This is a genomic window from Amycolatopsis sp., from assembly GCF_025464955.1.
Lineage (GTDB): Bacteria > Actinomycetota > Actinomycetes > Mycobacteriales > Pseudonocardiaceae > Amycolatopsis.
Genome location: NZ_JAODNM010000092.1, coordinates 25,458 through 50,668, shown reverse-complemented (window position 1 = coordinate 50,668; position 25,211 = coordinate 25,458). Strand labels below are relative to the sequence as shown.

General features: G+C 67.5%; 25 protein-coding genes and 1 pseudogene. 11 read left to right on the top strand and 15 right to left on the bottom strand.

Features of this window, described 5'->3' with window-relative positions; genetic code table 11:
• The first annotated feature begins 194 nt into the window (after nt 1-194).
• Both JWQ81_RS20145 and JWQ81_RS20140 read left to right on the top strand, forming a co-directional pair.
• Nucleotides 195-530 carry a YciI family protein gene (locus JWQ81_RS20145; protein WP_297543771.1) on the top strand — a complete coding sequence of 112 codons (336 nt, stop codon included), beginning with the start codon at nt 195-197 and terminating at the stop codon, nt 528-530.
• Between the two features lies 1 nt (nt 531).
• The gene (locus tag JWQ81_RS20140) at nt 532-1,149 is read left to right on the top strand and encodes a maleylpyruvate isomerase family mycothiol-dependent enzyme (protein ID WP_297543770.1); all 618 of its coding nucleotides are present in this window, start codon (nt 532-534) and stop codon (nt 1,147-1,149) included.
• Here the strand turns inward: JWQ81_RS20140 and JWQ81_RS20135 are convergent.
• From JWQ81_RS20135 to JWQ81_RS20125, 3 genes are all read right to left on the bottom strand, one after another.
• A complete protein-coding gene (locus JWQ81_RS20135; protein ID WP_297543768.1) occupies nt 1,142-1,981 on the bottom strand; it encodes an LLM class F420-dependent oxidoreductase in 840 nt (279 codons plus the stop codon). The two genes, JWQ81_RS20140 and JWQ81_RS20135, sit on opposite strands and share 8 nt — an antisense overlap.
• A 70-nt stretch (nt 1,982-2,051) precedes the next feature.
• A complete protein-coding gene (locus JWQ81_RS20130; protein WP_297543766.1) occupies nt 2,052-2,960 on the bottom strand; it encodes a hypothetical protein in 909 nt (302 codons plus the stop codon).
• Nucleotides 2,947-3,528, bottom strand: a complete 582-nt coding sequence (locus JWQ81_RS20125; RefSeq protein ID WP_297543764.1) for a hypothetical protein — start codon at nt 3,526-3,528, stop codon at nt 2,947-2,949. The genes JWQ81_RS20130 and JWQ81_RS20125 overlap by 14 nt, the downstream gene beginning before the upstream one ends.
• Before the next feature lie 96 nt (nt 3,529-3,624).
• Between JWQ81_RS20125 and JWQ81_RS20120 the strand changes: the two genes are divergently transcribed.
• Genes JWQ81_RS20120 through JWQ81_RS20110 form a run of 3 tightly spaced genes read left to right on the top strand, consistent with a single transcriptional unit; the run spans nt 3,625 to nt 5,293 of the window.
• Entirely contained in the window at nt 3,625-4,005 is a 381-nt protein-coding gene (locus JWQ81_RS20120; RefSeq protein WP_297543762.1) for a helix-turn-helix domain-containing protein, read from the top strand.
• Nucleotides 4,006-4,043: 38 nt separating this feature from the next.
• Complete coding sequence (locus tag JWQ81_RS20115; RefSeq protein ID WP_297543760.1) at nt 4,044-4,556, top strand: hypothetical protein; 513 nt, start codon at nt 4,044-4,046, stop codon at nt 4,554-4,556.
• A gap of 56 nt (nt 4,557-4,612) precedes the next feature.
• Entirely contained in the window at nt 4,613-5,293 is a 681-nt protein-coding gene (locus JWQ81_RS20110; RefSeq protein WP_297543758.1) for a rhomboid family intramembrane serine protease, read from the top strand.
• A 1-nt stretch (nt 5,294) separates the two neighbouring features.
• On the opposite strand, the gene JWQ81_RS20105 is transcribed toward JWQ81_RS20110, so the two are convergent.
• The 3 genes from JWQ81_RS20105 to JWQ81_RS20095 form a co-directional block, all read right to left on the bottom strand.
• A complete protein-coding gene (locus JWQ81_RS20105) occupies nt 5,295-6,218 on the bottom strand; it encodes a proteasome assembly chaperone family protein (protein ID WP_297543755.1) in 924 nt (307 codons plus the stop codon).
• Nucleotides 6,219-6,343: 125 nt separating this feature from the next.
• Nucleotides 6,344-7,672 carry an APC family permease gene (locus JWQ81_RS20100; RefSeq protein WP_297543753.1) on the bottom strand — a complete coding sequence of 443 codons (1,329 nt, stop codon included), beginning with the start codon at nt 7,670-7,672 and terminating at the stop codon, nt 6,344-6,346.
• A complete protein-coding gene (locus tag JWQ81_RS20095) occupies nt 7,669-8,547 on the bottom strand; it encodes a carbon-nitrogen hydrolase family protein (protein ID WP_297543751.1) in 879 nt (292 codons plus the stop codon). Before JWQ81_RS20095 ends, JWQ81_RS20100 begins: the two co-directional genes overlap by 4 nt.
• Before the next feature lie 102 nt (nt 8,548-8,649).
• Between JWQ81_RS20095 and JWQ81_RS20090 the strand changes: the two genes are divergently transcribed.
• The gene (locus tag JWQ81_RS20090) at nt 8,650-9,384 is read left to right on the top strand and encodes an FCD domain-containing protein (protein WP_297543749.1); all 735 of its coding nucleotides are present in this window, start codon (nt 8,650-8,652) and stop codon (nt 9,382-9,384) included.
• 89 nt (nt 9,385-9,473) lie between these two features.
• Here the strand turns inward: JWQ81_RS20090 and JWQ81_RS20085 are convergent, their stop codons facing one another.
• Nucleotides 9,474-10,754 (bottom strand): aspartate aminotransferase family protein, encoded by a 1,281-nt coding sequence (locus tag JWQ81_RS20085; RefSeq protein ID WP_297544049.1) that lies wholly within the window; start codon nt 10,752-10,754, stop codon nt 9,474-9,476.
• 126 nt (nt 10,755-10,880) lie between these two features.
• On the opposite strand from JWQ81_RS20085, the gene JWQ81_RS20080 reads away from it, so the two are divergent.
• Both JWQ81_RS20080 and JWQ81_RS20075 read left to right on the top strand, forming a co-directional pair.
• Nucleotides 10,881-11,828: a ribose-phosphate pyrophosphokinase gene (locus JWQ81_RS20080; RefSeq protein ID WP_297543747.1), complete on the top strand. Its 948-nt coding sequence runs from the start codon at nt 10,881-10,883 to the stop codon at nt 11,826-11,828.
• Nucleotides 11,829-11,886: 58 nt separating this feature from the next.
• Nucleotides 11,887-12,279, top strand: a complete 393-nt coding sequence (locus JWQ81_RS20075; protein WP_297543745.1) for a VOC family protein — start codon at nt 11,887-11,889, stop codon at nt 12,277-12,279.
• A gap of 4 nt (nt 12,280-12,283) precedes the next feature.
• Here JWQ81_RS20075 and JWQ81_RS20070 read toward each other — a convergent pair whose 3' ends face one another.
• Nucleotides 12,284-13,453 carry a CoA transferase gene (locus JWQ81_RS20070; RefSeq protein ID WP_366942320.1) on the bottom strand — a complete coding sequence of 390 codons (1,170 nt, stop codon included), beginning with the start codon at nt 13,451-13,453 and terminating at the stop codon, nt 12,284-12,286.
• A 177-nt stretch (nt 13,454-13,630) separates the two neighbouring features.
• Between JWQ81_RS20070 and JWQ81_RS20065 the strand changes: the two genes are divergently transcribed.
• Nucleotides 13,631-15,607, top strand: a complete 1,977-nt coding sequence (locus JWQ81_RS20065; protein WP_297543741.1) for an NPCBM/NEW2 domain-containing protein — start codon at nt 13,631-13,633, stop codon at nt 15,605-15,607.
• Between the two features lie 92 nt (nt 15,608-15,699).
• Here JWQ81_RS20065 and JWQ81_RS20060 read toward each other — a convergent pair whose 3' ends face one another.
• The 7 genes and pseudogenes from JWQ81_RS20060 to JWQ81_RS20035 form a co-directional block, all read right to left on the bottom strand.
• The gene (locus tag JWQ81_RS20060; protein WP_297543739.1) at nt 15,700-15,924 is read right to left on the bottom strand and encodes a hypothetical protein; all 225 of its coding nucleotides are present in this window, start codon (nt 15,922-15,924) and stop codon (nt 15,700-15,702) included.
• A 35-nt stretch (nt 15,925-15,959) separates the two neighbouring features.
• Nucleotides 15,960-16,271: pseudogene (locus JWQ81_RS45035) on the bottom strand (maleylpyruvate isomerase N-terminal domain-containing protein); the annotation flags it as partial.
• A 104-nt stretch (nt 16,272-16,375) separates the two neighbouring features.
• The gene (locus tag JWQ81_RS20055; RefSeq protein WP_297543737.1) at nt 16,376-17,065 is read right to left on the bottom strand and encodes a GntR family transcriptional regulator; all 690 of its coding nucleotides are present in this window, start codon (nt 17,063-17,065) and stop codon (nt 16,376-16,378) included.
• 5 nt (nt 17,066-17,070) lie between these two features.
• Nucleotides 17,071-17,862: an SDR family oxidoreductase gene (locus JWQ81_RS20050; RefSeq protein ID WP_297543735.1), complete on the bottom strand. Its 792-nt coding sequence runs from the start codon at nt 17,860-17,862 to the stop codon at nt 17,071-17,073.
• A gap of 2 nt (nt 17,863-17,864) precedes the next feature.
• Nucleotides 17,865-19,580, bottom strand: a complete 1,716-nt coding sequence (locus JWQ81_RS20045) for a hydantoinase B/oxoprolinase family protein (protein ID WP_297543733.1) — start codon at nt 19,578-19,580, stop codon at nt 17,865-17,867.
• Nucleotides 19,577-21,640: a hydantoinase/oxoprolinase family protein gene (locus tag JWQ81_RS20040; protein ID WP_297543731.1), complete on the bottom strand. Its 2,064-nt coding sequence runs from the start codon at nt 21,638-21,640 to the stop codon at nt 19,577-19,579. The genes JWQ81_RS20045 and JWQ81_RS20040 overlap by 4 nt, the downstream gene beginning before the upstream one ends.
• Nucleotides 21,637-23,268, bottom strand: coding sequence for a thiamine pyrophosphate-binding protein (locus tag JWQ81_RS20035; protein ID WP_297543729.1), 1,632 nt, complete (start codon nt 23,266-23,268; stop codon nt 21,637-21,639). The genes JWQ81_RS20040 and JWQ81_RS20035 overlap by 4 nt, the downstream gene beginning before the upstream one ends.
• A gap of 216 nt (nt 23,269-23,484) precedes the next feature.
• On the opposite strand from JWQ81_RS20035, the gene JWQ81_RS20030 reads away from it, so the two are divergent.
• Entirely contained in the window at nt 23,485-24,852 is a 1,368-nt protein-coding gene (locus tag JWQ81_RS20030) for a wax ester/triacylglycerol synthase family O-acyltransferase (protein ID WP_297543727.1), read from the top strand.
• Nucleotides 24,853-25,078: 226 nt separating this feature from the next.
• The gene (pqqA, locus tag JWQ81_RS20025) at nt 25,079-25,177 is read left to right on the top strand and encodes a pyrroloquinoline quinone precursor peptide PqqA (protein WP_297543725.1); all 99 of its coding nucleotides are present in this window, start codon (nt 25,079-25,081) and stop codon (nt 25,175-25,177) included.
• The last annotated feature ends 34 nt before the right edge of the window (nt 25,178-25,211 follow it).

Below are 25,211 nucleotides of genomic sequence, written 5' to 3'. Positions count from 1 at the left end.
CGTGGTCGCCGGGACTCGAGTAGGGACTGTTGGCGGTGTGCACCGCGGTTCTCCGAAGCCCGGAGCGGCGAGCCCCACCACCGCTGATCAACACTTTAGCCGAGTGGAGATTTCGATCGGCGGGTGTCCGTCCGGCGTGTTCTGCTTCGTCGTAGTGGTGACTGGCTCCAGTTCAGGACCACTGAGGAGGCGTTGTGAACTACGCGTTGTTGATCTGCGGGGACGAATCTGCCGCGGCCCACGCCGAGGACGGCTGCGGCGGCTGGGACGTGGAGATGGAGCGTCGCGGCGTGATGCGCGGCGGGGCCGGACTGCGGCCGCCGGCCGAGGCCACCACCGTCCGCGTGCGCTCCGGCGAGGTTCTGCTGTCCGACGGCCCGTTCTCCGAGACGAAGGAGCAGATCGGCGGGATCTGCCTGATCGAGTGCGAGGACCTGGACGAAGCCATCGAGATCGCGGCGAAACACCCCGCCGCGAGCTACGGCACCATCGAAATCCGGCCGATGCTGACTTTCCCCGCCGAGCACTGAGATGACCGACATCCAGCAGCAGATCGCCGGAGAACGCCGCGATCTGGCCGAAATACTCGGCGCCCTCCCTTCACGGAGTTGGGACGCGCCGAGCTTGTGCGAAGGCTGGCGGGTGCGGGAAGTCGTGGCGCATATGACGATGCCGTTCCGGTACTCGATGCCTCGCTTCCTGTTCGAACTGGCCAAGGCGCGCGGCAACTTCACCCGGATGTCCGACCGCTGCGCCCGGCGCGACGCTGCGTCCCAAACAGCGGCCGAGCTCGCCGACACGCTCAGTGCCAACGAAAACCACCCCTGGAAGCCGCCCGGTGGCGGTTTCGAAGGCGCGCTGACCCACGACGTCATCCACGGTCTGGACATCACCGTCGCACTCGGCCTCGACCGGCGTGTCCCCGAAGACCGGCTGCGCGTCGTCCTGTCCGGCCTCACGACATCCCAGGGACTCAAGCACTTCGGGACGGATCTGAGCGGCATCGAACTCCGCGCCGACGACGTCGAGTGGACATTCGGCTCCGGAGCCCCGCTGACCGGCGCGGCCCAGGATCTCGCCCTGGTGCTCAGCGGCCGGAAGCTGCCGCCCGGACGGCTGCACGGCGACGCCCAGTCGCGGTTCAGCTGAGTGGGGCGAGGGCTTCGGCCAGCGGGGCGAGGACGGCAGCGGTGTGCGGCGGCGTCAGCACGATGATCGCCAGGTCCAGCCCCACTTCGCCGAGGGCAGCGGCCTGTTCGGCGACCTCTGCCACGTCCTGACCCGGGTGCAGCCGGACGTGGCTCGAAAGGGTGATTTCCTTCCGGTCGCGGCCGACATCCTCACAATGCGCGTAAAGGACGTCTCGCTTGCGCGCGAACTCCTCGGGCGTCCCGCCGACGAAATTCCAGTGCTGGGCGTAGCGGGCGGTCGTGCGCAGCGTGCGCTTCTCACCGCTGCCGCCGATGCAGATCGGCGGGTGCGGCTGCTGCGGCCCCTTCGGCTCGTTGCGCGCGCCGCTGAGTTGGTAGTACTTGCCGTCGAAATCCGTGGTTTCGTTCGACAGCAGGCTGATCAGCACCTGGCAGGCTTCTTCGAAACGGTCGCTGCGCTCGCCGGGAGTGCCCAGTTCCAAGCCGTAGGCACCGGACTCTTCCTCGTTCCAGCCCGCGCCGATCCCGAGTTCGAGCCGGCCGCCGGAGATGATGTCGATGGTCGAAGCCATGTTGGCCAGTACCGCCGGGTGGCGGTAGTGGATCCCCGTCACCAGGGTGCCCAGCCGCAGCCTGGTGGTCGCCTGCGCCAGCGCGGCCAGCATCGACCAGCCTTCGAGGCACGGACCGGTCGAATCGCTGTAGATGGGATAGAAGTGGTCAAAGTTCCAGCCGGATTCGAACAGCTCGATCTGGTCGGCTTCCTTCCAGACGGCGAGGATGTTCTCCCAGCTGGAGTTCTGGTTGGCGGTTTTGAAGGCGAAACGCACGACGGCTCCTCGAACTGAGGGGGCAGGGTCGGTTCCATTCTGTCACTGGATCAACTCCAGGTCGGGTGCCTCAAAGCCAAGCGGGGGGCTGGAAAACGCCGCGTTGGTACATGGCGTCGATCAGCCAGCGGTGCCACAGCTCGCGGGGCGGGGACTGAGTGGCGTCCCGGGCGGGGCCGAGCGGGTCCAGTGGGTCGGCGACGCGATAGGTCACGCGGTACGCCAGCACCTCCGTCGCGCGCTCGATCCACTGTGTCGGGTCGGACGGCGGGATACCGAGCGTCTCCTCGATCCACTTCGGCAGCAGGCAGTCCTCCGACACGGCAGCGTTGACGGACGCCCGCAGCCGCTCGCGCAGGGCCCGCGCCGACTGGTGCGCGGCACGCAGCCGGGGTTCGATCCGCTCGCGGGTCGCGTCGTCGGCGAGCAGAGCAGCGCGAGCACGGTTCTCGTCCTCGGCAACTCCCGTCCGGTCGAGGTTCATACCCAACAGGGATTCGTGGATATTGCGGAACTCCGTGACCCGACCGGGTCGGCCCTTCGCCGCCATCAGAATCGCTGGGGTCGACGACAGGTACTCGGACAGTTCCAGTGCGGCCTCGAGTTCGGCGTCGTAGTGCGCAAGCCACTGCGCCGCCGCCGCGGCGGCACGCTCCAACTTCGCCCGCGCGAACTCGTCGAGCAGCTCGGTCCGCATGGTCGGCAGGGTTTCCGCGACTTCGGCGAGCCGGCGCGTTTCGGCGCCGACGCCGTCGAGATCCACAACCTCCATGCCGGTGACCCGAGCCGACCGGCGCTGGACGCGATCCAGCTTCCGCTCCAAGTCGGTCACGACCGACTCAACGTCGGCCAGTCGCTCGGTCAGTTCGCGGACTTCCTTACGCAGCTGATCGCGCTCGCCAGGGCCGTAGAAGTCCTCCTGCACCCGCAAAAGCTGGTCGACGTCGTCGCGCAGCTGGTCGAGTTCACCCTCGTCCATCGGGCCCCCGAACCGGCACCGCGCGCTGCAGGGCGAACGCCGCGCCCGCGATCAGCACGAGCGGCGCGCTCAGCACCGGCCACGGGAACCAAGTCATCATCACCGTGGTGACGATGAGCCCCGCCACCGCGACGACCGCGGCCACCGCGACGCCGGTGGTGAACGGAACCCTTGCCACGGCCCGGGAAACCCCGGTCCACACGGCGACCACGATCATGAAGAGCGCGGCGTAATAGCCCATCGACGCGACCGTGCCCAGCCCGGCGAGCACCGCGCAGACCATGGCCCACACGACCTCGGCGCCGATGACCCAGCCGATCACACCCATCGACTTCTCGCGTGCCCACTCGGAACGAAGCGTGGTGGCGCGGTCCTCGAAGTCGAGCTGTTCACCGGTCGCGCTCAGCACCCGCTGGGCGGCGGCGTTCCACGCCGGGCTCGCGGGCTCGATCCGGTTCAGCGCGCGCCGAAGGTCGCGGACGTCCTGGCGCTTGTCCTCGAGCTCCTCGAGGAACCGGCGTTCACCGGCACCGGCCGGCTTCGGCCGGCGCGCGGAGGGCTTCGTCATGTCGCGGAGAGTACTTGCTCCGACGCGCGAACTGCCTGAGCAACGCCGTGAGTGCATCTCTTGTTACGGCAGACACGATGTGTAACCATCGGAGGCGTGCCGGAAATCAAGGACCTCGAAGCCGAAGCGGCCGTCATCAACGAAGGCTGCACGGTCCTGGAAGTACTCAACAGGGTCAGCGGCAAATGGAGCATCGGGATCCTGCTGCAGACCATCCACGGCCCGGTCCGCTTCACCGAGCTCGAACGGTCCGTGGGCGGTATCAGCCGCCGGATGCTGACCTTGACGTTGCGCAACCTGGAACGAGACGGCCTTCTCATCCGGACCGTGTATCCGACGGTGCCGCCGAAGGTGGAGTACTGCGCGACGGACATGGCGCGCGAGCTGTACTCCTCGCTGCTGGAGCTGACGGGCTGGGCCGAGCGGCACCGCGAAACAATCGCCGCCGCACGCCAGACCTACGACGTCGAACACTGATCCCTGGCCGTAACCCGGCATCGCTACGATCTGTGGCCATGAGCGTTTCCTCCGTCACCTCGCTCGCCGTGACCCGCGATATGACGCCCTCGGCCGCGGGCACGATCAAAGTCGACAACAACGAAGCCACCTGGGCCAAGGTCCTGGTCAGCTCGATCCCGTCGGAGGTCCTCGCGGTGTACACCGCCGCGCTCGGCATCGCGACCAGCCTCGCGACGACGTCCGACCCGCACGCCTATCTGCCGTTCCGCTTCGCCTGGTACGCCGTCTGGATCCTGGCCACCCCGGTCATCACGTGGGGCCTCTACCGACGGAAAGCCTTGGTACACAAGCAGTCCGTCGGCCTGTCGAGCTTTCTGCGACCGGAGGTGATCGCGCCGGCGGTCGCCGCGGCGGCTTGGTTCACCGCGATGCCCGGCTCACCGTGGCAGGTCGTGCTGTCGAACGGCGGCTTCATCCTGACTTCGATGGTCGCCACCGCTGTCGGCGCGCTGCTGGTAGGTCTCATTACGCCTGCCATGACCAGCCCGACCACTACCGACCCCGTGTAACACACGGTTAGGCTGGCAGAAGTCGGTGCCCGCTGGTGCCGCGGACGGGGGTAATCATGAGTGCGCCAGGTAAGGGAAGCACCGCAGTTGGGCCGGTGACGGCCGAGGCGATGATCGCCGAAGCCAGGAAAGCACTGTGGGTGATGGTGGGCTTCCTCGCGGTGATCTGGATCGTGCAGATCTTCAACGCGTTCGACAGCTATCACCTCAGCTTCGATTACGGCCTCAAGACGCGAGACGTCGGGTCGCTGCCCGAAATCTTCACCGCGCCGTTCCTGCACTTCAGCTGGGCGCATATCGAGGGCAACTCCGGGCCGCTGTTCATTTTCGGCTTCCTGGCGGCCTATCGAGGGGTCAAGAAATTCCTGTCGGTGACCGTCCTGATCATCATCGCCAGTGGGATCGGCGCTTGGTTCACCCAGGCGTCGGGCACGACCGGCGCGGGCGCCAGCGGCCTGGTGATGGGTTACCTCGGGTATGTGCTCGTGCGCGGATTGTTCGACCGCCACCGCATCGACATCGTGATCGGGCTGGTGATGGCCCTGTGCTTCGCCTACCAGTTCACCGCGCTGGTGCCGGGACAGGAAGGCGTCGGCTGGCAGGCGCACCTGTTCGGGTTCCTCGGCGGCATCGTCGGCGGCTGGATCTTCCGCGAGCGGCGGCCGAAGAAAGTCGAAAGTGGACTGGACGACCCGACGACGCTGCTCGGAATCCCGCCCAAGGACCTCAACGCCTGAGTTACTCCGAGGTGTCGCCGTGGCCCTGCTGCTCGGCAAGGAAGCGCTCGAACTGGTTGCCCAGCTCTTCCGCGGTCGGCATGTGCTCCACAGACTCGGCCAGCAGGCTTTCCTTGCCGGTGGCCTCGACGAAGGTGTCGTACTGACGCTCGAGGGCACGCACGACGTCGGAGACCTCGTCGGATTCGGCGACCTGGCGGTTGATCTCCGTGTCGGCGGCGCGAGCGGCCTCACGCAGCGCCGCGTCGGGCAGGCGCAAGCCGGTGGACCTGGTCACGGACTGGAGCAACTGCAGAGCGGCAGCCGGATACGTCGCCTGAGCGAGGTAGTGCGGCACGTGCGCGGCGAAGCCCATCGCGTCGTGGCCGGACTCGCCGAGGCGGTACTCGATCAGTCCCGAGATGCTGCCGGGGACCTGCATGCGGTTCGGCAACGGTTGGTGCTCGCCGACGAGCAGGTCGTTCCTGGTCGCGTGACCGGTCACACCCAGTGGCCGGGTGTGCGGCGCGCCCATCGGGATGCCGTGGAAATTGACCGCGAGCCGGACGCCCCAACGCTCGATCAGCGAGCGGACGGCCTTCGCGAACAGCTCCCACTCGCGGTCCGGCTCGGGGCCGGTGAACACCAGGAACGGGATGCCGTCGGCGTCGTGCAGCAGGTGGATGACCAGCTCAGGGGCGTCGTACGCCTCCCAGTGATCGACCGCGTACGTCATCGGCGGACGCCGGGACCGGTAGTCGAGCAGGCGGTCGACGTCGAACCGGGCGACCACCCGGTGCTCGAACTCGCTCAGCAGGTGCTGCGCGAGCAGCTGACCAGCGGATCCGGCGTCGATGAAGCCGTCGAACTGGAGCAGGAGGACCGCGCCGTCCAACTCGGGGACGTCGGAGTCCACCTCGTACAGTTCCTCCGGATCCAGGGCCACCAAGTTCTCCTACCGTTCGTACCGATGAATGCGCTACCGCCTGTAACGCGGACCGGCACCTAATCCATCCCGCAGCTACAAGTGTAGGGCGCAGGGGCACCGCACAGGCAGGTCAACCCTCGCGACTACTCCTCGAACGTCATCTCCGGCGGCGGGACGCGGAAGAAGCGGGTCAGGACGAGCAGGTAGACGATCCCGATCCCCAGCCACACCAGGCCGAAAGTGAGGGCGATCCCGTCGAGGTGGAAGAGCAGCCAGACGTCGACGACTGCCCCGATGACCGGGAACACCACGTGCGTCACCGGCGAGCCGTCGCGGTTGCGGAGCCAGTGCGCGATGACGCTGAGGTTGACGAAGGTGAAGGCCGTGAACGCACCGAAGTTGATGAACGAGGTCGACGTGCTGACGCTGAGGGTCAGCGCGACCAGCCCGACCACACCGATCAGCACGATCCCGAACACCGGAGTCTGCAGACGCCGGTGCAGGTAGCCAAAAAGCTTCTTCGGCAGCACGCCGTCGCGGCCCATCGCATACATCAGCCGCGACGCGCCGGCCTGCGCGGCGATCCCGGAGGCGAACTGCGCGACCACGAGCCCGGCGAGGAAGAACGAGCTGAACAGGTTGCCACCGATGGTTTTCGCGATCTCGAACGCCGCCGACGACTGGTCGTCGAACGTGCTGCCCGGGTGCACGAGCTGGGTGGAATAGGCCAGCACCACGAAGATCCCGCCGCCGATGAGCGCGGTCAGCAGGATCGCGCGGGGAATCGTCTTGCGCGGTTCGATCGTCTCCTCGGTCAAGGTCGTGACGGCGTCGAAGCCGAGGAACGAATACGCCGCCAGCGCCGCGCCCGCCGAGATCGAGGAGAACGAAGAACCGTTGTGCCCGAACGGTGTCGAGCTCGCGAGACTGTGCCCGTCGACGACGACCTGGCGCAACGACAGCACCACGAAGAACGCGATCACCAGGATCTGGAACGCCATCAGCACGAAGTTCGCCTTGGCCGCGACCTTGATGCCGAGCACGTTGAGCGCGGTCGTCAGCAGGATGAACGTGACCAGCCACAGCCAGCTCGGCACCGAGGGGAACTGCGCGGACAGGTACGCACTGCCGATCAGCCAGATCACCATCGGCAGGAAGAAGTAGTCCAGCAGCACCGCCCAGCCGACCAGGAACCCCACGCGGGAGTCGATCGCTTTGCGCACATAGGTGTACGCCGACCCGGCGACCGGGAACGCGGCGGCCATCTTGCCGTAGCTCGCAGCGGTGAACAGCATCGCCACCATCGCGAGCAGGTACGCCGTCGGCACGGTGCCGTGCGTGGTGTCCGCGACGATGCCGTACGTGCCCAGCACGATCAGCGGCGCCATGTACGCCAGTCCGAAAAGGACGACCCCGCGCAGGCCGAGATGCGGGGTCAACGTCGTCAGGTTCGGCTTCGCCGTGGTAGTCATGATTCGCCGCCTTCTCGCGGCCGCCAGCGGCCGGGGTCGATACGTCCCTGATAGAGCGGAAGTTCAAGCGGGGCATCGCTTTCGGTGAACTGGTCCCACATCCGGTTGGTCCCGGCGGTGCCTTCCCGGCGCACCCGCGCGACTTCGCCGAGTTCCAGCGTCAAAGCCAAAACCTCCGGTTCGACACCGGCCTCGGCGAGCACGCGGCCTTCCGGGTCGACGACGATGCTCTTGCCGAATCCGAACGGCCCGGCGGTGTTGACGCTGACGACGAAGACCTGGTTGGTGATCGCGTTCGCCCGCGCCAGCACGAGTTCCTGCTCGCGGTCGCGTGTCGTGGTCTGCACGGGGTTGAGAATGAGGTCCGCGCCCATCCAGGCGAGATGCCGGGCGACTTCGGGAAACCAAGCGTCGTAACAGATCGAGAACCCGACGCGGCCGGTGTCCGGCACGTCGAAGACGACGAACCTGTCGCCGGGGTCGTACGGTTCGAACGGCCGCCACGGAAAGATCTTGCGGTAGTGGGAGACCATTTTCCCTTGTGGGGAAAAGGCCTGCGCGGTGTTGAAGAGCTGACCGGCGGGCCCGCGCTCGCAGACGCTGCCCGGCGCGAGCCAGATCTTGAGGTCCCCCGCGAGCTGCGCGAGCTGCCGCGTGCGCTCGCCGTCAAGGGGCTCGGCCGCGGCCTGGAGCTGCTCCAGCCGCTCGGCATCCGTGCCGCTGACACCGCAAAGATGCAGCTCCGGGTAGGCGACAAGGCGCGCCTCAGGATGGTCGACGAGCAGCGTCCCGACGTCGGAAGCGAAGTCGCTCACCGGGCGTCCGGCGGGGACGGGCAGCGCTTGAGCCAGGACCACCGGCAGGGAATCCGACACGACCACACCTTTCGGGGAGAGGGGTAGCCGAAAAATAGTCCATCTTGACCACATTAACAAGAGTGCTCACTATGAGCAGTTATGTCCGGTACCGTAACCCGTATGGCCGCTCTCGGCGACTCTCCGGCCGGGCTGGCCGCCCCGGCTCTGACGGGTATCCGGCGTCTGTCCGCTTTGGACACCGTGCGGGCCCGGATCGCCCTCGCGGTCGACCTCGGCCTGCTCACGCCGGGCGAGCGCCTGCCGACGAACGCCGAGATTGCCCGCGCACTCGGCGTAGGCGAGATCACCGTCCGCCGAGCGCTGGTGTCGCTGTGTGACGACGGTGTGCTCGTACGCCGTCGCGGCCGCACCGGCGGCACCCTCGTTGCCGAGCGTCCGACGCGTGGCCGCGTGCGTGAGATGGCCGTGTACACCGAATCCGCGTCCGAGGTCCGGGACCTGATCGACCACCGGCTCGCCCTCGAATGCGGGCTCGTGCACCTCGCCGCGTTGCGACGGGACGACAAGCGCCTCGACGAACTCCGCAGGCTCGTCGGCTGGATGGACAAGGCGACGAGCTGGGCCGAGTTCCACGAGCTCGACGCGCGATTCCACCTGGCTGCGGCCGAAGCGAGCGGGCTCGAAGCGGCCGCGCGTCGCTACGGCGAAGTCATGAACGATCTGTACCGCTACTACCTGCCGTACCCCGTGGAGTTCCTGCGCGAGTGCAACCGGGAGCACGCCGAACTGGTCGACGCATTCGACGTTCGCGACCCGGCCGCCGCTGTCGACGTCACCTGCCGGCACGTCGAAGTCCTGCACCGGACCATGTTCGTCGGACTGCAACCGGGTTAAGCCTCGCCGTCCGCCGCGTCCAAAGACCCCTCGGGGTGGCCCCGAGGGGTCGCTAGACTTGCAAGCGCCGCTAAACGCCGCAAGCGCCGCTAAAGGGACTTCGCCAGCCGCTCCAGAGCGCGGGGCAAGCCAGCAGCGAGGAGTTCCAGCTCCGGCTCGTCGGCGATGAGCGGGGGCGACATTACGATGCCCTTCGCGACGGGACGCACCAGCAGCCCCTCCTCACGACACGTGCGCTGCCAACGTCCGGGGGCGCCGGGGTCGGCGGCGAGGACGTCCGGAGCGAGCTCGACAGCGGCCAGGAACCCAAGCCCAGCACGCACTTCGCCGACGAGCCGGTGATCGGCGACGCCGGCCAGCGCGTCAGCGAGGGGCTTCTCGAGCTCGCGGCCGCGCGGGATCAGGCCGTCGCGCTCGTAGATGTCCAGCGTCGCGTTGCCCGCCGCGCACGCCACCGGGTGTCCGGCGTACGTCGGACCGTGCCGCAGCGTCGGCGCGCCGGGCGCACCGGTGAAGAACGGCTCGGCGACATGCGGCGCGACGATCAGCGCACCGAGCGGGATGGTGCCCCCGGTGATGCCCTTCGCGACGGTGATCATGTCCGGCTCCACCGGCCACCGGTCGATGCCGAACCACGTGCCGAGCCGCCCGAACGCCGCGATGACGCAGTCCGCCACGAACAGCACACCGTGTCGACGGCAGATGTCCGCGACGGCCTCGATGTATCCCTCCGGCGGGTGCAGGACGCCGCCGGCTCCGATGACGGGCTCACAGAAGAAGGCCGCGACCTTGTCCGCGCCGACCCGCTGGATCTCGGCGTCGAGTGCCTCGGCGCTGTCGTACGGGACGTGCGAGAAGTCGCCCGCGAGCGGCCCGAAGCCTGCGCCGTTCACCGGGATGCCGCCGACGGCCGTCCCGTAGCCGTGGGTGCCGTGATAGCCCTGCACCCGGCCGATGACGTGGGTCTTCTCCGGACGTCCGGTCTGGGCGAAATGCGCGCGGGCGATCTTGACGGCCGTGTCGACGGCGTCACCGCCACCGGAGCCGAAGAACACTTTCGACCCGGGCGTCGGCGCCAGCGCGGAGACACGCTCGGCCAGCTCTAGCGCGGGTTCATTGGCGTAATAGCCGAACAGGTTGTACGAGTCGAGCTTGCGCAGCTGATCAGTGACGGCCGTGGTGATCTCGTCGCGGCCGTGCCCGAAGTTGGCGTACCAGAGCGACGCCGTCGCGTCGAAGTAGCGGTTGCCCTGGTCGTCCCAGACGTACGAGCCCGCACCCCGGGTGATGACCACCCTGTCCCCATCCACCGCGCCCATGTCGGCGAAGGGATGCCACAGGGGGTTGGTCGGCTGCGCACGGGTCACCATCGTCGTCCTCGATTCGTCGGGAAGCTCTCGTTCCCTCATCCTTACCCCACGAGACGTGTTTGACTAACACTCCATCGTGGATAACTCGCGTGCTAGAACCGGCCACCTTGAACAGGAGAACGCCAGGTGCGAGAGATCGCCATCTTCAGTGGTTCCGCCCATCCCGAACTGGCTCAGGAGATCTGCGACGAGCTGGGCGTCCCGTTGTCACCGACCAGGATCAGCCGCTTCGCGAACGACTGCATCGAGGTCCAGCTGCAGGCCAACTGCCGTGAACGGGACGTGTTCATCATCCAGCCGCTGGTGCCGCCGGTGCAGGAAAACCTCGTCGAGCTGCTGCTCATGCTGGACGCCGCGCGCGGCGCCTCCGCGGCCAGGACCACCGTCGTCATGCCGCACTTCGCCTACGCCCGTTCGGACAAGAAGGACGCCCCGCGCATTTCGATCGGCGCGCGGCTGATCGCCGACCTGCTGGTGACGGCCGGCGCGAACCGCGTCCTCGCGATGACACTGCACTCCCCGCAGGTCCACGGGTTCTTCAGTGTCCCTGTCGACCACCTGCACGCGCTGCGCGAGCTGGCCGACCACTTCCGCGACTACGACCTGGACAACTCGATCGTCGTCTCCCCCGACCTCGGCAACGCGAAGGCGGCGTCGGCGTTCGCGCGGATGCTCGGCGTCGGCGTCGCGGCCGGTGCGAAGGAGCGCTTCGCCGACGACAAGGTCGCCATCAGCTCGATCATCGGTGACGTCGCCGGGCGCGACGTGATCATCCTCGACGACGAGATCGCCCGGGGCAGCACGATCCTGGAGCTCATCGACCGGCTGCGCGAGCAAGACGTCAAGTCGATGCGGGTCGCCTGCACCCACGGACTGTTCGCGGCCGGCGCGCTCGACCGCATCGGTGACAACCCGGACGTGCTGGAGATCATCTGCACCAACACCGTCCCCATCCCCGAGGAGAAGCGCACCCCGAAGCTGCAGGTGCTGTCGGTGGCGTCGGCGATCGCGAAGGCGATGAGCCACATCCACAACGGCGAGTCCGTCAGCGCGCTGTTCGGTGACCACCACTGATCCCGACGTCTGCCTTAAAGGGCGTTCGATGCCATCGGATTCTCGGTAGCGTGGCGCCATGACTTTGGCGTCTCTGGCATCCGTCACCCTCAACTGCGCCGAGCGCGCTCCGCTGGTCGAGTTCTGGATCGAGCTGCTCGGCGGGAAGATCGTCTACGAGAGCGAAAACGGCACCATCGTGAGCACCGGCCGGGGCGCGATCAGCATGGTGCGGGTGGACGGCTACGAGCCGCCGACCTGGCCGGGTGGGCCGACGCCGAACCACATCCACCTCGACCTCGCCGCGGAAGACCTCGACGCGGCCGAAGCCGAAGCCGTCCGCCTCGGCGCGAAGGTCACCGACGAGCAGCCCAACCCGGACCTCTTCCGCGTCCTCCTGGACCCCGCGGGCCACCCCTTCTGCCTGACCAAGGCCATCCCGCTGGGCTGGCCCCCACTCGAAGGCGCCTGATCGCTTACCCCAGAAACCCGGCGATCTCCGCCTCGGTGTAGCCGAGTTCGGCGAGGACTTCGGCGGTGTGCTGGCCGAGCATCGGCGGGGCCGACGTCGGCGCGGCCGGGGTACCCGACGCCTTGACCGGGAACCCGGTGCCGACGTAGGTCCCGATGCCCGGATGCGGCAACCGCACGACCTGCTCGCGCTCCTCGGTCCACGGGTCGGCGTAGACGTCGTCGATGGTGTTGATCGGCGCGGCCGGGATACTCGCCGCGTCGAACAGCGCCATCCACTCGGCGGACGTCCTCGTGATCAGCACCGCGGACAACATCGCGTTCAGCACCTCGCGGTTCGCCGATCGCGCGGCATTGCTGACGAACCGCGGGTCCTCGGCGAGGTCGAGACCGACCGTCGCACAGAACGCACGCCACAGCTTCTCGCTGCCGATCGCGATGATCAACCAGCTGTCCGATACCTGGTACGCCTGGTACGGCACGATGCTCGGATGCGCTGAACCCATGCGCTGCGGCCGTTTCGCGTCGTAGAACGTAGCTCCGGCGGCGTAGACGTGCCAGGCCAGCTGAGTGTCCAAAAGGGACACGTCGAGGTACTGCCCGCGGCCGGTGATGTGCCGGGCCTGCAACGCCATCAGCACCGCGATGATCGCCCACGTGCCAGCGTTGAGGTCCGCGACCGGCAGGCCGACCTTCGCGGGCGCGCCGTCGGCCTCCCCGGTCAGGCTCATCACGCCGCCGAGAGCCTGCGCGACGAGGTCGTACCCGGGCCGGTCGCGGTACGGCCCGGTCTGGCCGAATCCGGTGATCGACACGTGGATCAGCCGCGGGTTCACCGCCGACAAGCTCGCGTAGTCGAGCCCCCAGCGTTCGAGCGTGCCCGGCCGGAAGTTCTCGACCAGCACGTCCGCGTCCGCCACGAGCCGGCGCACGGCGTCCTGCCCGCGCTCGCTTTTGAGGTCAAGCACGATGCCGCGCTTGTTCCGGTTGGCGGCGAGGAAATAGACGGCCTCGTCACCGACGAACGGCGGTCCCCAGGTCCGGGTGTCGTCGCCGTGGCCGGGCGGTTCCACCTTGACGACGTCCGCGCCCATCTCACCGAGGTACTGGGTGCAGTACGGCCCGGCGAGGATGCGCGACAGGTCGACGACTTTGATCCCGTCGAGCGCCCGCATCTCCATGGACTCTTTCTACCCCGCACGCGGCGACAACCAGCCGTCGAGGCCGCATCCCGGCGACCGACATACCGGTCGGAGCGGGAACTTACCTACCAATGGCCCATTGACGGCAAACGTCGCCTTATGGTGATTATTGAGGGAGTTTGTGCAGAGTTGCGCACTCGTGGAGGAAATATGCGTCGTCTTGTTGGATTGCTCGCCGCCACCGTCGCGGCCGGAACGATCCTCGCCAACCCGGCCGGCGCGGTCAGCGCAGTCGCCGCGACCGCCCAAGCAGCTCCCTCGACACTGGCCGACAGCCCGCCGATGGGCTGGAACAGCTGGAACAAGTTCAACTGCAACATCAACGAACAGGTCATCCGGAACGCCGCGGACGCGATGGTGTCGACCGGAATGAAGGCCGCCGGCTACACCTACGTCAACATCGACGACTGCTGGGCCGAGCACGACCGCGACGCGCAGGGCAAGCTCGTCGCCAACCACGAGCGCTTCCCGAGCGGCATCAAGGCGCTCGCCGACTACGTCCACGGCAAGGGCCTCAAGCTCGGCATCTACACCAGCGCCGGCACGATGACCTGCGCCAACACCATGCCCGGCGCGCTCGACCACGAGCAGGCCGACGCGCAGATCTTCGCCGACTGGGGCGTCGACTACGTCAAGTACGACAACTGCAACAACCAGGACCGCCCCGCGATCGACCGGTACAAGGCGATGGGCGACGCGCTGAAGGCCACCGGGCGTCCGATCGTTTACGCGCTCTGCGAATGGGGCCAGAACAAGTCCTGGCTGTGGGGCAAGGACGTCGGCGGGCAGTTGTGGCGCACCACCGGTGACATCTCCGACAACTGGTCCAGCATGCTGAGCAACCTCGACCAGCAGGTCGGGCTGGAGAAGTACGCCGGGCCCGGCGCCTGGAACGACCCGGACATGCTCGAAGTCGGCAACGGCGGGATGACCGACACCGAGTACCGGGCGCATTTCGCGCTGTGGTCCTTGCTGAACGCTCCGCTGATCGCCGGCAACGACCTGGCCTCGATGAGCGACGCGACCAAGCAGATCCTCACGAACAAGAACCTCATCGCGGTCGACCAGGACTGGGGCGGCGTGCAGGGGCACAAGGTCCGTGACGACGGCGACCTGGAGGTCTGGACCAAGCCGATGTCCGACGGTTCGTCGACCGTCGTGCTGTTCAACCGGGGCGAGACGACAGCCGCGATCTCCAGCACCGCCAAGGAGATCGGCCTCGGTTCGGCGCGGGACTACCAGGTTCGCGAGCTGTGGTCGAACGCCGTCACGGAGAGCACGGGGACGCTGCGTGCCTCGGTGCCGGCCCATGGCGCGGCCGTCTACCGCGTCTCACCGTCGAAGTTCCCGGCCGCGTCACCGGCGACAACGCTGTCGCTCAGCGCGTTGCAGTACACGACGGCGGACAAGCCCTTCACCGCGACGACGCAGCTGTTCAACGACGGCAGCACGCCCGTCGTGGCCGGCCAGGTCCACCTGGACGTCCCCTCGGGCTGGGTCGTCAGCGGGCAGAGCGACGCGCGGACTCCGCTGGTGCTGCCGGGCAAGTCGTGGATGCAGACCTGGACCGTGCGACCGCAGTCACCGACCGGAACCTCGGTCGCGGTCAAGGCGTCCGCCCACTACCTGACCGTCACCGGCCCGAAAACGGCCACCGACAACGCTTCGCTGGCGATCGCGGCCGAGATGCCCAGTGGTACGAACGCGTTGTCCAAGGCCTCCTGGATCTCCGCGGCGAACGGCTGGGGTCCGGTCGAACGCGACATGAGCAACGGTGAGCAGGCGCAGGGTGATGGCCACCCGATCACCATCCACGGCGCTGTGTTCACTGACGGGTTCGGTGTGCACGCGCCGTCCGACGTCAGGTTCTATCTCGGCGGCGGTTGCAAGTCGCTCGACACCTTGGCCGGCCTGGACGACGAGGAGAACCAGGGCAGCGTCTCGTTCCAGATACTCGGGGACGGCAAACTACTCGCCGCCACCGACGTCTTCCGGCCCGGGATGCCGGCCGCTCACCTGCAGGCGGACCTCGCCGGGGTGCAGGTGATCGACCTCGTCGTGACCGATGGCGGCGACGGCAACAGCTACGACCATGCCGACTGGGCCCGCCCCACCCTCACCTGCTGACCCCAGCTCCACCGCAAGTCGCCGTCGAGTTGCGATAGTTGGGATCACCAACGATCGCAACTCGACGGCGAGTTGCGGGTACGGGCGTCGCGTTAGCGCAGGATTGGCAAGGGTGAGGACGACGAACGGCCGGTGGCGGCCTCGATGAACTCGACGGCCGGAGCGACCTCGACCAGCAGCCGCGCGGTCTCGTCGAGCGCTGCTTCCGGCACGATCGGAGCACGTCCGAGCGCCCGCTGCACGTCAAGCAAGTGCACCGTCGCTTCCAGCAGGACGATCCGCAGTGCTTCGACCGCGAAGACCACCGCGTCACCCATGGCACGACCAGCGTCGCCTCGACCTGCCGCAGCCGACTCACTGCCCGCGGCCCGTCCACGCCGAACCTGTCCACCAACTGCCTTCTGGTGTGCGTGGCAGCTTCGGCGACTTCCCCTTCCTCAATCGGCCCTGCCATCGTGTGCGCGAGCCCGCCCGGAGCGTTGTACCGGCGAAGAAGCTCGACGGCCGACTGCGGTTCGCCGACCTCGGCCGACTCCGGCGGCGTGCCACTCAGTAACCGCGGGATACGAGAATGATGTGCGTACAGCGCGGCCACATCCCAACCGGTACAACGGGTTCCGGTGGACCATTGGTCTTCGGTCAGCGCGTCGCCGAGCTCGGCCAAGACCCGCCAGGTCTGCTCAAGGGTGTCCAGCCGCCCGCGGTAGACGTCATTCGTCGTCCGACTATGCCGAGCTTGCGCATCCCGTTCAAGTCCGCCGACCGAGCTCAGCCCTTTCGGGCGGTCTTGAGAAGTTGCTTCTCGGCATCACGGAGATACTTGTCGAGCGCCTGTTCCGCTGTGTCGAACCGGCCGCGTTCCAGCTTGCTGAGAATCCTCTCGTGCCGGTCGAGGTACGGCTCGAAGAACGCCCGCGTCCCTTCCGCGACCACGAAGAACAGCCGGGTCTCGGCGAGTACCTGACGCATGGTCGTGCTGACGCGTTCGCTGCGCGCCAGGTCCGCGATGGCCTGGTGGAAATGGATGCTCGCGGTACCGACCGCCTGCCAGTCCTCCTGCGACGCCGAAGCACGGCCGTCGTCCAGCGCCCGCGCGAGCCCGCCGAGGTCGACATCGCCGAGCTCCTCCGCGCGACGCAACGCTCCACATTCGACAACCCGGCGGATGGCGTACAAATCACGCATGTCCGCGGCGGTCAGTTCGCGAACGAAGACTCCGCGATTGAGTTCGTGCACGGCAAGCCGCTCGTGGGCCAGCAGCTGAAAGGATTCGCGCAAGGTGTTGCGAGACACGCCCAGCGCGGTGCTGATGGCCGGTTCGGACAGCCGGGCACCCGGCAGGAACGCACCCTCCGTGATCCGCTCCCGCAGGATCGCCGCGACACGCTCGGCGGTTCCGCAACGCTCGAGCAGCTCCTTGGCGCCCCGCAGTGCGGTCGAAACCTCCACTGTGGACACCGGGCTCACTGCACGCCGAGTTCGAAGTCCAAGCTGTAGCGGTTGCCCGGCAGCGCGCCCGCGGCCTTCGCGCCGTCGATCGGGACCACTATCCCGTTGATGAACCGGGATTCGTCGCTGGCCAAGAACACCACGGCCTTCGCGACCTCCCACGCCTCGCCGACCCTGGCCGCCGGAGTGCTCGCGACCAGCTGGTGCTGCTTGGCCTCGAACTCCTCCGGGGAACTCAGTGTCCCGCGCAGCATGTCGGTGTCGATGGCGCCGGGATTGACCGTATTGGCGCGGATTCCCTGATGCGCGTGGGCGACCGCGAGCGACTTCGTCATCCCGACGAGCGCGTGCTTGGTGGCGTTGTACACCGGGTCGCCGGGGCGGCCCATCACGCCGCCGTTCGACGAGGTGGTGATGATACTGCCGGTCTTCCGTTCGATCATGTGCGGCAGAACCGCCCGGGTACCGAGGAAAGCCGCACGGACGTTCAACGCGAAGATGTTGTCGAACTCGGCGAGCGTGGTGTCCGCAAGGGGTTTCCCGAGGTGGATGCCGACGTTGTTGAACAGCACATCGATCCGGCCCGTCTTCGCGAGCACCCCGCGGACGAACTCGTCGACCTGCGTCTCGTCCGTCGCATCGACGACCACGTGCGAATAGCTCTCGTGGTCGATCTCCTCGGCAGGCTCGCGGATGTCACTCGCGAACACCGTGGCGCCCTCGTCGAGGAACTCCTTCACCGTCGCGAGACCGATCCCCCGCGCACCACCGAAAACCACCGCGACCTTATCGGCCAACCGACCCATTTCTAGTCCTTTCCCCTCAGCAATGCTGTCTGTCCACTGTCGACGCGGTAGTCCTCCGGCAACCGGACGAGCGCGTCCGGATTGCCGACGTACCGTACGTCGACGCCATACTTTTCGCGCGCCGCTTCGATCGACACATACCCGTCGACGACGTCGGCGAGCACCGCGGCGACGGCGCGATCCAGCGGGTCACCATAGCCGCCAGCACCCGGCAGGAGAAGCTCGACGACGTCGTCCGGCCCGAGTTCGACCCGGCTCTTACCGGGAAGTTCCTCGCCCGCCAGCAGACCGAACCGGCCCGACGCGCCGGGACCGGCACCATCCACACCGGACGCCGGACGGCGTGTCCGGTCGATGTTCCCGTTGACACTCCAGGAGATCTCACCCCGTGCGGCTACCGACGTGACTTGGCCAAGCCCGCCTCGCTGCCGACCGGCCCCACCAGAGTCCACTCGCAACACTCGTTCTCGATGGATCAGTGGCGCCATGGTCTCGACGACTTCGGTCGGCGTCGACCGAAGTCCACTGGGGAATCCCGTGGTGCTCAGCCCGTCCTTGATCGCCCGTGCGCCCATGCCGCCGGTCTGGAACACGGTCAGCATGAACTCGCGGCCGTTCGCTTCCGCGCCTCGCCAGATGGTCATCCACAGTGCATCGGCGCTGTACGCCAAAGCATTGCCGGGCAACGCTTTGTGCAACGCGCTGATCAGCAGCGACGGGAGGAAGTGTCCGATCAAATGCCGCGAGGCGACCGGAGCCGGCGGGGTGCAGTTGAGTACGGAACCGACCGGCGCGGTGACGTGGACCGGCCGGAACGAGCCGGCGTTGTGTGGCACACCCGGCGCGATCGCCGCCTTCACCGCGAACGACGCGTACGCCCGGGTGTAGTTGAGTACGACGTTGATGCCACGACTGCTTTGCGGAGACGAACCGGCGAAGTCGATGTGGATTTCCTCGCCCGCGACGGTCACCGCCACTTTGAGCACGATGTCTTCGTCGGTAGTCAACTCGCTGGTGTAGACGCCGTCCGGGATTTCCGCCAGCGCGTCACGCAGCGCGCGTTCGGACCGGTTCATGATTTCGGCGGCGATCCCGTCCAACGACGTGAGCCCGAACTCCCCGAGCAGTCGGACCAACCCGGCCGCGCCGACCTCGTTCCCGGTCACCTGCGCGTACAGATCACCGAGCGTTTCCTCGGGCGTGCGGACATTCGCCCGGATCACCAGTTCCAGATCGGCGTTAACCTCACCAGCCCGGAGGAACTTCATGATCGGCAGGCGCAAGCCCTCTTCGAAGACCTCGCTCGCCTCAGCCGAAACCAGCCGCCCGCCGATGTCCGGAGAGTGACAGCAGGACGCGAACCACGCTACGAGTGTACTGCCGAGGAACACCGGCGTGGCCACGGTGATGTCGTTGATCTGCCCGGCTGTCTGCCAGGGGTCGTTGGTGAGCAGGACATCACCGGGTACCAGGCTCTCCGGCGGATACGCGGCCAGGAAGTGGCGCATTCCGGTGGCCATCGCGTTGATATGGCCCGGGGTGCCACCGATCGACTGACCGATCATCTGCCCGCTCGAGTCGAACACCGCGCAGGCCAGGTCGAACGATTCCCTTACCACCGAAGAGAATGCCGTGTTGACCAGCGCGTTCTGCTGCTCGGCGAGAATGGAGTGCAGCCGGTTGCCGATGACCCCGACCAGAATCGGATCGACCGTCACACTGTCACCACCAGACTGGAATCGGTCCGCACCGAACAACTCGCCCCCGGCGGGACGACCACAGTGGACTCACGTTCCTCGACGATTGCCGGACCTTCGACAATGTCCCCCGGCACGAGTCGGTACCGATCGAACACCGCGGTGTCGACAAATCCACCCACGGTGGGGAAGTACGCCGAGCGTGAGCCTTTGCGCGCCTCACCGGAGGCGCTGGTGTTCAACCGTAGTGCCACCTCGGGAACGGGTCCTGCGGAAACCACCCGCCAGTTGAGCACCTCGACGTCGACTTGCGGCCCGGTACGCTGATAGAGCGCCCGGTACGCGGTGGTGAACGCGTCGATCAACGCGTCCGGCCAAGTACCGCTCGTCGCGACCACCGGAACTCGAATTTCATATCCCTGACCGGCGTACCGCATTTCGGCAATCCGGCTGTGCGTGATGCCGGAACTGTCCACTCCGGACTCGACAAGCAGCTTCGCGCCTTCGTCCTCCATCTCGGCGAACAGCGCGTCGACCTGGTCCCACGACAGATCCCGAACGTTCGCCCGCGCGGACCGGACGAAGTCGAAGGCCAGCGGCGCGGTGAGAAATCCGATCGCACTCATCACCCCCGCCGCGGGCGGCGCGACCACCCTCGGCGCTCCGAGCGCCCTGGCAACCCCGGCACCGTGCACCGGCCCCGCTCCGCCGAAGGTGTACAACGGAAGCTCAGCGGGATTCTTCCCGCGTTCAACAGCGTGGACTCTAGCCGCATTCGCCATATCCTCGTTGACGCTCACGTGGATGCCGTATGCGGCCTGGGCGACGGACACACCGAGCGGATCGGCGATCCGCACTCGAATCGCTTCGGCGGCGGCTTCGGCGTCCAACGCCATTTCGCCGCCAAGAAAATAGCCGGGATCGAGATAGCCGAGCACAAGATCGGCGTCCGTGACGGTCGGTTCGGTACCACCACGGCCGTAGCACACCGGCCCAGGCTCGGACCCCGCCGAATCCGGGCCGACCGTCAGCAGGCCCAGCGCGTCGATCCGGGCCAGCGAGCCGCCGCCGACCCCGATTTCGATCATGTCGGTCACCGGGACCTTCACCGGCAGGCCGGAACCGGGCAGCAACCGGTACTTCCGGTCGACCTCGAACTCGTGGGTGACCAGCGGCGCACCACCGGAGATCATGCACAGTTTCGCCGTCGTACCGCCCATATCGAACGCCAGGAGGTCGGCTTCCCCCGCCACCGCGCCGAACGCCGACGCCGCGAGCGCGCCCCCGGCCGGTCCGGATTCGAGGATGCGAATCGGGTACCGAGCAGCGGTGTCCACTGTGGCTATTCCGCCGTTGGACAGCATGATGTGCGGCGACGGCCCGATACCGACGGCATGCAGCCGGCGCTCGAGATCGCGCAAATAGCGTTCGGTGAGGTCCCGCACGTAGACGTTCGCCACCGTCGTCGACATCCGTTCGAATTCGCGGATCTCCGGAACCACTTCGGACGAAAGCGCGACGCTGAGCCCGGGTGCGACCTCGTGCAGGATTTCGGCGGCCCGGCGTTCGTGCGACGGATCGGTGAAGGCGTGCAGGAAGCAGATCGCGACCGCCTCGATCCCGCGTTCGGCGAGTTCTCGTCCCAGCCGCGCGACGTAGTCCTCGTCAAGTCTCGTGTGGACGGTTCCGTCCGCGAGGATCCGCTCCGGGACATCGAACCGCAGATGCCTGGGCACCAGCGGGACCGGGAGTTCGATGAGCAGGTCGTAAAGCTCGTACCGGTGCTCACGACGCATTTCGAGCACGTCGGAGAACCCGGCTGTCGCCAGCAGCGCCGTCCGCGCGCCTTTTCGTTCGATCAGCGCGTTCGTCACCAAGGTCGTGCCGTGCACGAGCTGCTCAACGTCCGCTGTGGACAGTCCGGCCGATCGCAGCGTTTCGACGAGCACCTGCTCGACAGCGCGAGCGGGCTCGTCATGCGTGGTGAGCACCTTGCCGACGGCGACCACCCCGGACGCGTCGAGCACGCACAGATCGGTGAACGTGCCACCGATGTCGACCCCGATTCGGAGGCCGGTCACCGCCGGTACCAGCGGGGAGAGGTGTTCAGCGGCGGGTTGAGCTTCGCCCGCACGACCAGCACGTTCGGCTCGTCGGCCTCGACGAACTCGCTGAGCAACCGCCGGAAAGCGCGTCCGAACCCGGCGACTCGTTCCGCGTGGACACCGAACGACCGGGCCAGTCCGACGAAGTCCGGGCTGTCGAGGTCGACCCCGCGATGCGGCAGGTTCTCGCGATCTTGGTCATAGCGCAGCATTCCGTAGCCACCATCGTCCACAATGATCACCGTTACCGGGAGTTCCTCCTGCGCGAGCGTCGCCAGGTCCCCGCAGGCGAACAGGAATCCACCGTCGCCGCTGACGCAGATCGTCCGGCCGCCACCCGCCGCGGCGGCGCCGAGCGACGCCGGGAACCCGAACCCGAGCGTTCCCCAGCCCATCGGATAGGCGAACCGGCCGGCCGACGGAACCCGGTGGAAACCACCGAGCCAGTACCCCGCGACACACATGTCGGCGACGACCGTGGCGTCTTTCGGCAGCACTTCTTCCAACGTGGCCAACAGATCCGCGGCCTGCGGCTCCTCCTCGCGCACGCGGTGGCGCAAAATGCCGGCGATCTTCTTGAGCCGCAGTTCCAACTCGTCGAGCCCGCGCCGCTGCGGAACGTGCAGCGCTTCGACGACCTGGCGCGCGTCCCCGACGAGTGTGACATCGGGCAGGTAGTTCTTGCCCGCGTCCTCGGCGTCGACGTTGATCACGATGAGCTTCGGCGGTGGTGGCATCAGCCAGTTCTGGGTCATCAGGCCGTCGAAGTCGGTGCCGATGCCGAGCACCACGTCGGCCTCGTCCCACAGCCGGCCGACCTCGGGCGCGTGCACGGGGTTCGGCGCCAGGCACGGGTGGTCGACCGGCAGCAGGCCCCGCGCCGCGAACGTCGTGATGACCGGCGCCGCGAGCCGCTCGGCCAGCGCGCCGATCGCGGGCCCGGCGCCGGACCGCAGCGCGCCGCCGCCGGCCCAGATCAGCGGCCTTTTGGCGTTGGCCAACAGGTCTTCGGCGCGCCAGGTGTCCACGGGGCCGAACGCGCGAACCGGGTCCGGGGTGTACGGGATCGCCACGGTCTCGTTTTTGAGGAAGTCGGTGGGGATGCCGAGGTAGACCGGGCCGCTTTGCGGCCGGAGCGCGAGCTCGGCGGCTTTGCGGACGGTGCCGGCGATCTCGTCGGCGTTCCCGACGGTGAACCCGCCCTTGGTGACCGGGGCGAACATCGCCTGCTGGTCCGAGGTCTCGTGCAGGACCCCGCGGACGACACCCGGGCGGCGCAGCGTCGACGGGATGTCGGTCGCGATGACCAGCAGCGGCGACCCGGACGCCTTCGCCTCACCGACCGCGGCGAGCGTGTTCGCCGCGCCCGGACCCGTCGTCACGATGGCGACGCCGAGCTTGCCGGTGGCGCGGGCGTACCCGTCGGCGGCGTAGCCCGCGGTCTGTTCGTGTCTGACCCCGATGAGCCGGATGTCCGTGTGCGCCAACGCCTCCCAAACCGGCAGGTTGTGCACCCCGGGAAGGCCGAACACCACCTCGACGCCTAGTGCGGTCAGGGTTTCGACCAGGTGCCGGGCACCGGTGAGGGCAGGCGTTGTGTGCACGTCCGGAGGGTAGTGGATCGTTGAACGATCAGGCCAGGGGGTTCCGGTGTCGGCCGTGGCGGAAATTCCGGGAAACACGCACAGTCGGCGGGATGAGTTTTTCTTTGCCCGCGCCCCGCTGTGCGTAGACTCGGCTGTCCGGCGTGAACACTGTTCTCGGCAGTGTTATCGGCAGCGTTGCCGGCGATGCCGTCGGTACCCGGAAGGTGGTCCTCGATGCCCTTGATGCCCGTGACCGACTCGATGTTCCTGCTGGTGGAGACGCGTGAGCACCCGATGCACGTCGGCGGCTTGCAGTTGTTCAAGAAACCCGAAGGCGCCGGTCCGGACTATCTCAGTAATCTGCGTCGCGACCTGCTCGACAGTACGAACATGCGCAGTCTTTTCCGGCGCCGCCCGTCACGCCCGGTGAACACCGCCGGTTACCTCGGGTGGTCCCAGGACGCGAACCTCGAACTCGATTACCACTTCCGTCATTCCGCGCTGCCGCAGCCGGGCCGGATCCGCGAGCTGCTCGAACTCACGTCGAGATGGCACGGAACCCTGCTCGACCGGCATCGCCCGCTCTGGGAGATCCACCTCATCGAGGGCCTGGCCGACGACCGGTTCGCGATCTACACCAAGATCCACCACGCGTTGATGGACGGCGTTTCGGCGCTCAAACAGCTGCAGGGCACGCTCAGCGAAGACCCGGACGACCTCGACTGCCCACCACCGTGGGGAACGCGCCAAAAGGAGCCTTCGGCGCGAAACGGCAAAGCGCCGAGCTCGTTCTTCCGGACCGCCGGACGCACGTTCAGCCAGCTTGCCGGTGTCGCGCCCGCCGCGTTCAAGGTGGCCGGGGAAGCCTTCCGGGAGCACACCCTGACGCTGCCGATGCAGGCCCCGAAAACCATGCTCAACGTGCCGATCGGCGGAGCGCGAAGGTTCGCCGCGCAGTCGTGGTCGCTGGACCGGGTGCGTCAGATCGCTTCCGCGGCCGGGGTGTCACGCAACGACGTCGTGCTCGCGATGTGTTCCGGCGCGCTGCGCGACTACCTCATCGAGCAGAGCGCGCTGCCGGACGCGCCGATGGTCGCGATGGTGCCGGTTTCGCTGCGGCGGAAGACCGACGCCGGCGAAGCGGCCGGCAACAACATCGGCGCGCTGCTGTGCAACCTCGCCACCGACCAGACCGATCCCGCCCAGCGGCTCACGGCGATCCACCAGTCGATGCGCAACGGCAAGCGGTTGTTCTCCGAACTCACGCCGCTGCAGACGATGCTGCTTTCCGGCCTCAACGTCGCGCAGCTCGGCATCTCGCCGATCCCCGGCGTCGTCAACAACACCCGGCCGCCGTTCAACATCATCATCTCCAACGTGCCCGGCCCCCGCAAGCAGATGTACTGGAACGGCGCGCAGCTCGACGGCGTCTACCCGGCGTCCGTGCTACTCGACGGCCAGGCGCTCAACATCACGCTGACCAGCAACGGCGACAACCTGGACTTCGGCATCACCGGCTGCCGCCGCAGCGTCCCCCACCTGCAGCGCATCCTCACCCATCTCGACACCGCCCTCGCCGAGCTCGAGGCCGCAACCCGCTAGCTCCGCAACTCGCCGTCGACTTGCGATCGCAAGTCGACGGCGAGTTGCGGTACATCCGAGGCTCGTCGCGCGCTGTAGATCTTCTCCACGGGCCCGTTGGCCCATCGGAAGGAATCTTAACGAACACGAGCCCGAATTCGGCCGAACATCTGGTCTAACCACTGTCGATGCTCTTAGGGTGACGGGGCCCACCCGAGCTCCGGTGATCGTGATCCGAGGAGTCAAGATGAACGAACCCAGCACATCCGAGGTCTGGACCACCCCCGACTTCGTCGAATACGAAGTCCCGATGGAGGTCACCGCGTACGCGGCGCGTATGGAGTGACGAGCGCAGCGGCGGGGATCGGCCTCCGCCGGTC